This window comes from Paenibacillus sp. AR247 (genome assembly GCF_002968895.1).
GTDB classification, from domain to species: domain Bacteria; phylum Bacillota; class Bacilli; order Paenibacillales; family Paenibacillaceae; genus Paenibacillus_AQ; species Paenibacillus_AQ favisporus.
In genome coordinates this window covers 1669949-1678286 of sequence record NZ_PCZT01000009.1, presented here as the reverse complement: position 1 = coordinate 1678286, position 8338 = coordinate 1669949, and the positions used below count along the sequence as shown (strand labels likewise).

The 8338-nt window shown below is 56.0% G+C and carries 6 protein-coding genes, 3 pseudogenes and 1 other annotated feature; of the genes and pseudogenes, 8 read left to right on the top strand and 1 reads right to left on the bottom strand.

Annotated features, from left to right (window positions below):
• Both CPT76_RS16090 and CPT76_RS16085 read left to right on the top strand, forming a co-directional pair.
• The coding region (locus tag CPT76_RS16090; protein WP_483870053.1) for an MDR/zinc-dependent alcohol dehydrogenase-like family protein at positions 1-378 on the top strand (378 nt) is incomplete at its 5' end.
• A gap of 99 nt (positions 379-477) precedes the next feature.
• Positions 478-987 (top strand): hypothetical protein, encoded by a 510-nt coding sequence (locus tag CPT76_RS16085; RefSeq protein ID WP_105443586.1) that lies wholly within the window; start codon positions 478-480, stop codon positions 985-987.
• A gap of 77 nt (positions 988-1064) precedes the next feature.
• On the opposite strand, the gene CPT76_RS16080 is transcribed toward CPT76_RS16085, so the two are convergent.
• A complete protein-coding gene (locus CPT76_RS16080; protein ID WP_105443585.1) occupies positions 1065-1586 on the bottom strand; it encodes a MogA/MoaB family molybdenum cofactor biosynthesis protein in 522 nt (173 codons plus the stop codon).
• A 210-nt stretch (positions 1587-1796) separates the two neighbouring features.
• Between CPT76_RS16080 and CPT76_RS16075 the strand changes: the two genes are divergently transcribed.
• The 6 genes and pseudogenes from CPT76_RS16075 to CPT76_RS37495 all read left to right on the top strand — a co-directional run.
• Positions 1797-2906, top strand: a complete 1110-nt coding sequence (locus CPT76_RS16075; protein ID WP_105443584.1) for a CobW family GTP-binding protein — start codon at positions 1797-1799, stop codon at positions 2904-2906.
• Positions 2907-2983: 77 nt separating this feature from the next.
• Positions 2984-3322 (top strand): four-helix bundle copper-binding protein, encoded by a 339-nt coding sequence (locus CPT76_RS16070; protein WP_076169531.1) that lies wholly within the window; start codon positions 2984-2986, stop codon positions 3320-3322.
• Positions 3323-3489: 167 nt separating this feature from the next.
• Positions 3490-4659: pseudogene (locus CPT76_RS16065) on the top strand (OPT family oligopeptide transporter); the annotation flags it as partial.
• Between the two features lie 210 nt (positions 4660-4869).
• Positions 4870-5119, top strand: a binding site (T-box leader).
• Between the two features lie 60 nt (positions 5120-5179).
• Positions 5180-6877 (top strand): annotated as a pseudogene (gene argS / locus CPT76_RS16060) (arginine--tRNA ligase).
• A 30-nt stretch (positions 6878-6907) separates the two neighbouring features.
• A complete protein-coding gene (locus CPT76_RS16055) occupies positions 6908-7861 on the top strand; it encodes an ABC transporter ATP-binding protein (protein ID WP_105443583.1) in 954 nt (317 codons plus the stop codon).
• A pseudogene (locus tag CPT76_RS37495) lies at positions 7858-8338 on the top strand (hypothetical protein); the annotation flags it as partial. The gene CPT76_RS16055 and the pseudogene CPT76_RS37495, both read left to right, overlap by 4 nt.

Genomic DNA, 8338 nt, shown 5'->3' with positions numbered 1-8338 from the left:
GGCGTGCTGTCCAAGAGCCGCTGGGCCGGCGTGGTCGACCCTGTCGGCGGTCCACAGCTGGGGACGCTGCTGAAAAGCGTTAAATACGGCGGCGGCATCGCCCTTTCCGGATTGACCGGAGGAACGGCGTTTGAAAGTTCGGTTCATCCTTTTATCCTGCGCGGCATCAACCTGTTCGGGATCGATTCCGTGTTCTGTCCGATGGAAACCCGGAGCCGGGTCTGGAAGCTGCTCGGATCAGCGTGGAAGCCGGAGACAGCATTGTCCCAAGGATTAACCGAATGCGGATTGAGCGATCTTCCGGACGTCCTGGAGGCTATTCTGCGCGGAAAAGCTGTGGGGCGGACGCTGCTCCGCTTGGAATCTTTGTCCGAGTGAACCGCGCTGCATAAACCGTATGCTTTGATGGCATTCTAACCCTATATCATCTTAGTGCCGCTACAATCGGCAACAGGAATCTGGAAGGGATGAACCATCATGAAGAAACGGGTAGCGGGAGTTCTGGCCGGTGTGCTGGTTACAGCCGCCATGGCCGGATGCGATTCGCATGAAGTCGTCAAAAAAGAAACGAAACTATATAATATGCAGTCTTATTCGGAGGGAAACCTTCGGGCGCAATCCCAAGGCAAAGGGCTGAACGGCAAGTTTCTGAAGGAGATGCAGATTCAGTTCGGGCATGAAGGGGTCCCTCTGACCCATGAGATGTACGCGGAGGACGGAAGAGGCAATATCAGTTATATGTACATGATCGCCGGCAATCCGCTGCAATATATTACGCTGCATGTCTTTTCAAACGAAGCGGAGCGGGTCGAGCGGATTCATAACTGGTACGGTGACCAAAAATTGATCGATACGCCGCGGTCCCGGACGGTCATCTATAACTATTCTACCGCTTCGCTGATTTACACGTCTTCCGGCAAAGAGAAGGGAAAATACGACCCGGAAGTAAAAAAGGTGTTTAATTCCCTGATCGAACGGATGAAATAATTCAGGGAGAAAACGAAATGCCGGCTCATCTGCGATGAGTCCGGCATTTTTGTGTTTGCGTTTCGTTTACCCGCAGTCTATTCCTTCTTGTAAATTTCCCGCATGACATGCCGGAGCTCGGGCACGATGATCTTTTCCAACGCCAGCTTGACGGCCCCTCTGGACCCCGGCATAGAAAAGACGGCGGTCTTACCGACCGTGCCGGCGATGGCCCGGCTCAGAATCGCTGCCGCCCCGATATCCTCCGTGTAGCTCAGGTACCGGAATATTTCTCCAAAGCCGGGCATTTCCTTGTCCAGCAGGGAAGAGACCGCCTCGTACGTCGTGTCTCTCGGCGAAATGCCGGTTCCCCCGGTGAGCAGCAGAGCCTCGACATCCGGACGCGCTGACGCTGCGTGCACCAGCTCGCGGATTCCCTCGTAATCGTCCGCCACGATGGTATAATCGGCAATCCGGTAGCCCGCTTCCTCCAGCAGGGAGATCATCAGCTGTCCGCCGGTATCGGTTTCTTTGGTACGGGTATCCGAGACGGTCACGACCATGCAGGACACGGTCGCGGGTGCCTGGCTTCGATGCTCGTCCACTGACTTCATGTTCATACGTTATCAACTCCTACGATCTTTTCTGGCTATTTCACTAGGATAGTCTTTTCCAGAATGCCTTGCAAGTTGAAGGCGACAACGGCAGTGACTTAGCAGTCGTAAGACAGGGGGCGGCAGGTGAGGGGAAACGGAGTGCCTTGCAGCGGTGCTGGGTGCTGTAGTACACTGTGCTAGTCATGCAAGGAAGGATAACGGAGGAGATATCATATGAGCCAAACGACGCCAATTTACATACTGTCCGGATTTCTCGGTAGCGGAAAAACGACATTACTGCAGCAGCTGATAGACCATTGGCAGGGCGAGGGATTGCTGCCGGCCGTCATCATGAACGAGGTTGGTGACGTGAACCTCGACGGGCTGCAGGTGCAGGAGCAGGTCCCGATGACGGAAATGCTGAGCGGCTGCATCTGCTGCTCGATCCGCGGGGACTTGAGCGGGGAAATCGCCGGTCTGATCCAGCGCGAGGCACCGGATGTCATCGTGGTCGAAGCGACGGGCATCGCCAATCCGATGGAAATTTTGGAGGGGGTGTCCGAGGCGGCTCTCTATTTGCCGATCGACCTGAGGGGCATCATGACGGTCGTGGACTCCGCTCATTTGCTGGAGCTTTACAACGTTCAGAAGGGCAAAACCTACCGGCTCATGCAGGAACAGATCCGCTGTGCATCGGCATTGATCCTGAACAAAATGGACAGGGTCAAAGAAGAGGAGGAAGACCTGCTGCAAAGCATTGTTGAACGGTGGAACGGATACGCTGGGGTGTGGAAGGCGGTCCGGTGCCGGGTAGACATCCCGGCGCTGCTTGATGCTCTGGGAGGAGTCAAGGCAGACTGGACTCGCGCGGCGAACAATGAGAGCAAGCAGGCTTCGGGAGAGCTTGTACCGCAAAATGGCCGGGAGCAGAACGCCGAACCGCACGGTGAATCGGCTTCGGATCATGGCGGGGAATCGCAACCTTTGCACCACCCGCATCATGCCCATAAATCGCACAACCATGAATCACATGCCCATGAATCGCATGATCATGTTATGGTTTACACCCATTATTTTAAAGGTCCCGTTGAGAGCCTGGCCTTTGAACGGTTGATCGCCAATCTTCCGCGGGACGTGTACCGGGCCAAAGGTGTGCTGACCTTCAGCGATACGGCCAGCCGCTTCCTATTCCAGTATGCCTTCCGGGAGTCCGATTTTATGAAAATCACCCCGCAGGGAAATGTTCCGGATGTTGCGGTTTTCATCGGCGAGCACTTTTCGCGGAGTGAGCTCGAACAAGCTCTGCTCAGCCTCGAACAAGGCGGGCTGCGGGAGACAGACTGAATTTTCCTGGTTATAACGCCTCCCAAACGGTTAATAGATGTGCAGAGCAATAAATCACGGGAGGTAGATCGATCATGATGAATCAGGAACAACAGTACAAGGATTGTATCGAAGCCTGTTTGCAGTGCATGAATGCCTGTAATGTGTGTTATGTGTCCAGTCTGAAGGAGTATGAGCTCGCCATGCTGCGTGAATGCATCCGTCTGGACCGGGAATGCGCGGATATTTGCGATTTGGCGGCGCAGTCGATGCTTCGCCACAGCCCGTTTGTAACGCAGATCTGCGAGCTGTGCATCACGGCCTGCGAAGCGTGCGCCGAAGAATGCAGCAAGCACGAGCACGATCACTGCCAAGCATGCGCCGAGGCCTGCCGCCGCTGCGCCGAAGCCTGCCGGCAAATGCTCGTTGCGGCCTGACCGATCATTATACAGCCTTGAACGACTGCCTGATTGCCGGGGGATGACCCGGCGGTCAGGCTTTTTTCGTTTCAGGGTTACACATCCGTCTATGCGATTGTTTTTCCAATGATCCGGGTAACATATGGATGGTTACTACAACCTGTATCGGCAGAAGGGAGAACAACATGGACAAGGAAAAGACCAAGGAATCTTCAAGTTTTATCCCCTACATACCTGCATCCAGAACACTGCCGGAACTTACGGTGCTGGCCGTCATTCTGGGCATCATCCTGGCGGTTGTTTTCGCAGCTGCCAATGCCTACCTGGGACTTAAAATCGGGCTGACGGTCAGCGCATCCATTCCAGCCGCCGTCATATCGCTTGGTGTCCTGCGAGGATTGTTTAAACGAAAATCGATCCTGGAAAACAATATCGTGCAAACGATGACGACAGCGGGCGAGGCGGTGGCAGCTGGGGCGATCTTTACCTTGCCCGCCCTGTATATGTGGAAACAAGTCCCAGGCATCGGAACCGTCAGCTTCATCGTGCTCGTCGGGGGATTTTTGGGCGTCGCGATGATGATTCCGCTGCGCCGGCTGCTGATCGTCAATGAGCATCAGACGCTTCCTTACCCGGAAGGCACCGCCTGCGCCGAAGTGCTCATATCGGGAGAAACCGGCGGCAAGAGCGCAAAAATGGTGCTGTACGGATTTATCGCCGGCGGCCTGGTGAAAGCGCTGGGTGATGGCTTCAAGTGGTTCAAGACCGAGATCGAAACCGGCATTTACCGTTTTAAAAACGCGGTCATCGGCATGGATACATACCCTGCGCTGCTTGGCGTAGGCTACATTATCGGTCCGGCGATTTCGGGGCAGATGCTTGCCGGCGGGATCATGGCCTGGCTCGTGATGATTCCGATGATCGGCTTTTTCGGCGGAGGCGCACAGGCTGTGCTGTCACCGGCCGAAGCGCCGATCCCGCAGCTGGACGCCTGGGGCATCTGGGAGGGCTACATCCGCTACATTGGCGCGGGCGCAGTGGCGGCAGGTGGATTGATCACGCTGGTCAAAACCCTGCCCATGCTGTTCAGTTCGCTGGCGGCAACTTTGTCCGGCTTGAGCAAACGAAACGAGCAGAAGGTTGCGCTGGACCGCACCCACTTTGATATTCCCGGCTTTTGGGTGACGATCATGATTGCGCTTCTCGTCATTATCATCGCGTTTGCCCCGCTGACCGACGTGGGGATCATTGGCGCGATCGCCATCGCCATTTTCGGCTTTTTGTTCGTAACGGTCGCTTCCCGGATTGTTGGCCTGGTAGGCAGCTCCTCCTCACCGGTGTCCGGCATGACGATTTGCCCGGTTCGGCGAGCAGGCGGAGCCGCTGCTGCCAAGGCTGGCCAAGTTTATCGAGCTGCTGGAAATGAACGATTTGGCCGTATGCCGTCCCGGTGATTCCTGCCAACGGGCACAGGATGCATAAGAGGTAACATGAACAGGCAATCCTGCGGCAGGAAATTGGGGTGTTGCATTCTTTGCTGTCCCCCGTGTATACTATTGGAAAATTGAACGTCATGGAACGGGAGAGTAGTGAAGCGTCAGGGCATCAAGCGAGCCGGGGATGGTGGAAGCCGGTATGCCGCGATTCATGAAGCGCACCCGGGAGACGGCCTTTTGAACTAAAACCGCTAGATGGGTGCGGAGTAGAGAGGTCCGGTTAGCCGCCGTTACAGGCTTCAAGGGAAACGGATGCCGTGCTGGCGCATGGGCCGTTTACTTAGAGTGGTACCGCGGGAATTCAGCTCTCGTCTCTATATTAGAGACGGGGGCTTTTTTGATTTTTGATAGTCGTTACGATATGGAAAGGATGATTGTTATGTTACAGGAATGGATCGCGTCGGCGCTCGAGCCGCACGTGCCGTGGACGAAGCAGCAAATCGAGGATCTGCTGGAAATCCCGCGCAGCCGCAGATGGGGGATGTCGCTTTCCCATGCTTTACGCTGGCCAAAACGTTTAAAAAATCGCCTGCGGACATCGCCAAAGAGCTGGCTGCCCACTTTGACGGCGAAACGGATACAGGCGGAGGCCGCGGCCCTTANGTCAACTTCAGGCTGGACCGAAGCGTTATGAACAGCAAATCATGGACGAGTTGACGGCGACGGATCATAGACCGAACCTGGGAAAAAGNGAAAAAAGTGCTCATCGACATGTCCTCGCCGAACATCGCGAAGCCGATGGGCATCGGGCATCTGCGCTCAACGATGATCGGCGCCGCCCTGTACAACATGTACAAATTGGCGGGGTACGACGTGGCCAGCATCAACCATCTGGGAGACTGGGGCACGCAGTTCGGCAAGCAAATCGCCGCATACAAACGCTGGGGGAACGATGAAGCCATTGCGGCCAATCCGATCAAGGAATCGCTGAAGCTCTACGTTCAGTTTCATGAGGAAGCACCCCATGATGAGACGCTGGAGCCGGAGGCCAGGGACTGGTTCCGGAAGCTGGAATCCGGGGATGAGGAAGCTTACCGGCTCTGGAAATATTTCGTGGACGTCAGCTTGGAGGAGTTTCAGCGGATGTACGATCGCCTGGGCGTCAGCTTCGACTATACGCTCGGGGAAAGCTTTTACAACGACAAGATGGGTGCCGTCGTGGATCAGCTGCGCGACCAGCATCTGCTCGAAGAGAGCGATGGCGCGCTGGTCGTGCGCCTGGATGAGGAGGGGATGCCGCCTTGCCTGATCATCAAAACGGACGGAACGACCATCTACCCGACGCGTGACCTGGCAACCGCCCTTTACCGGCACGATGTCTTGAAAGGCGACAAGCTGCTGTATGTCGTGGGCGGCGAGCAGAGGCTGCACTTTCAGCAGGTGTTTGCCGTGCTGCGCCGTATGGGAGCAGACTGGGGTGGATCAATGCGAGCATGTACCGTTTGGCCTGATGCGCTTTGAAGGAAAGAAAATGTCCACCCGCCGCGGCAAGATCGTCTATCTTGAGGAAGTGCTGGATGAGGCGGTTGCCCGGGCATTGCAAATCATCGAAGAGAAAAACAGCAGCCTCGAACATAAGGAGGAGGTCGCGGAGGCGGTCGGCATTGGGGCGATAATTTTCGGGGACTTGAAAAACAACCGCCAGAACGAAGTGGATTTTTCCCTGGAGGAAGCGCTGAACTTCGATGGGGAGACAGGGCCGTATCTTCAGTACACGTATGCGCGTACCCAAAGCGTGCTGTCCAAAGGACGCGCGGCAGGGGAACCGGAGAGTGGAACGGCCGGGCCTGCCCAAGCGGTTAACGGCCAGCTTGGAGATTCCGGATGGGAGCTGCTGAAGCTGCTGACCCGCTTCCCGGATCAGCTGAAGCGCGGAATCCAGAACAACGAGCCGTCGGTGATGGCGCGGTATGCGCTGGATGTAGCTCAAGCGTTCAACCATTTTTACAACAAGGAACGGATTGTCACCGAGGACAGCAGCCTGAGGGAAGCGAGACTGAAGCTGACAGAGCTGACGGGCGATTCGTTAGCGAGAACGATGCATCTGCTCGGATTAAAAACGCCGCAGCGGATGTGACGCCATTTGTTGAAACGGGAGGAGAGTTGGTTGGCTGTACAGGAGCAAGGAAGCGGCCGGCGGAACACGCCGGCGGAGATCATCCTCCGGCTGGAGGATGTCAGCAAACGCTACGACCGCCGGGTAGTGATTGAGCATATGACGCTCGAGATCGCCAAAGGGGAGTGCACGGCGCTGGTCGGGAAAAACGGCTCGGGCAAAAGCACGCTGCTGCGCTTGTTGGCCGGATTATCCCGTCCTACCGAGGGAAGACGGCGGGTGGAGGATGTCCGAAGCCCCACGATTGGACTTGTCGCCGAGAAGTTTCCGGCGCTGCCGTTTACGCCGGGCGAGTTTTTAATGAGCATGGGCATTACGCGAGGGATGGACAAGCGGACCGTCCAGACGGAAATATCCGAATGGCTCAAGAGACTGGGTATGGATTCGTACAGGGATGTTCGAATGAGCCATTTTTCGAAAGGCATGCTGCAGAAGATCAATCTGGTTCAGGCGGTGATGGGGAAACCAAGGCTTCTCCTGCTGGATGAGCCCTTATCCGGCATAGACGTCCCCTCGCAGAAGGAGGTGGTCCGCCTGCTGATGGACATGAAGGGGATGGGGACTGCGATGGTGATGTCCGTCCATGAGCCGGAGCTGATCAACCAGACAGCGGATCGCATCGTACTGCTTGAGAACGGAAAGATCGTTAAGGAGGAACGCGGGTTCCGCATAGAAACGGTCCGGTATGCGACTATTGTTTTTCATGGAGATCCGCTGCGCGTCCGCCAGTCTTTAGAGGGGATCGGCGATAGGGAAGTGGCTTGGGTAAAAGAGGGGGCGGAATCCGAGATTCATGTAAGAACGGACTTGAGCGATCATGTGCTGCAGTTGATCCTTAACGGCGGGGGTCATATCGTATCCGTTTCGCAGCACGAACCCTCCGAAGTGGATCTAGGCGAGCTGCTCAAGACTGCGGTGGCTGCCTTAGAAGGAGGAACGCTATGATCCGTCTCGCTTCTTTTTTACTTGCCAGCTACATCCGGTCTTACCGATACTTTGCTCCTGTGGGGAGCATGCTAATTGCGATGATGCTTTTGTACTCCTACAAGCCGAACCCGGTGATGGACAGCTATGCGGTCACTTCCGCATTTCTGTTTGTCGGCGGGGCTTGGTTGTCGTTCAGCTTCCTGAATCATGCGGGCGCCGTATTGGAACAGCTCAGCGTGATTCACGCAGGGAGCATGCGGAAATATGCCGCAAGTCAAATGCTGGCTCTGCTCGCCGTCATCGTCTTTTTAAGCGCCTTTTTCCTGCTGTATCCTGTGGTGATGAACATGTTCGCCGAAACGGTCAGCGCACGGCAGTGGCTTATCGCTTCTTCCGGGCATCTGGCATTGGGCATGCTGGGCGCAGGCATCAGCTATTTCCTTCAAGCCGCTTACATCCGCAATATCAGCCGCGCGACGGCGATTCTGCTGATCA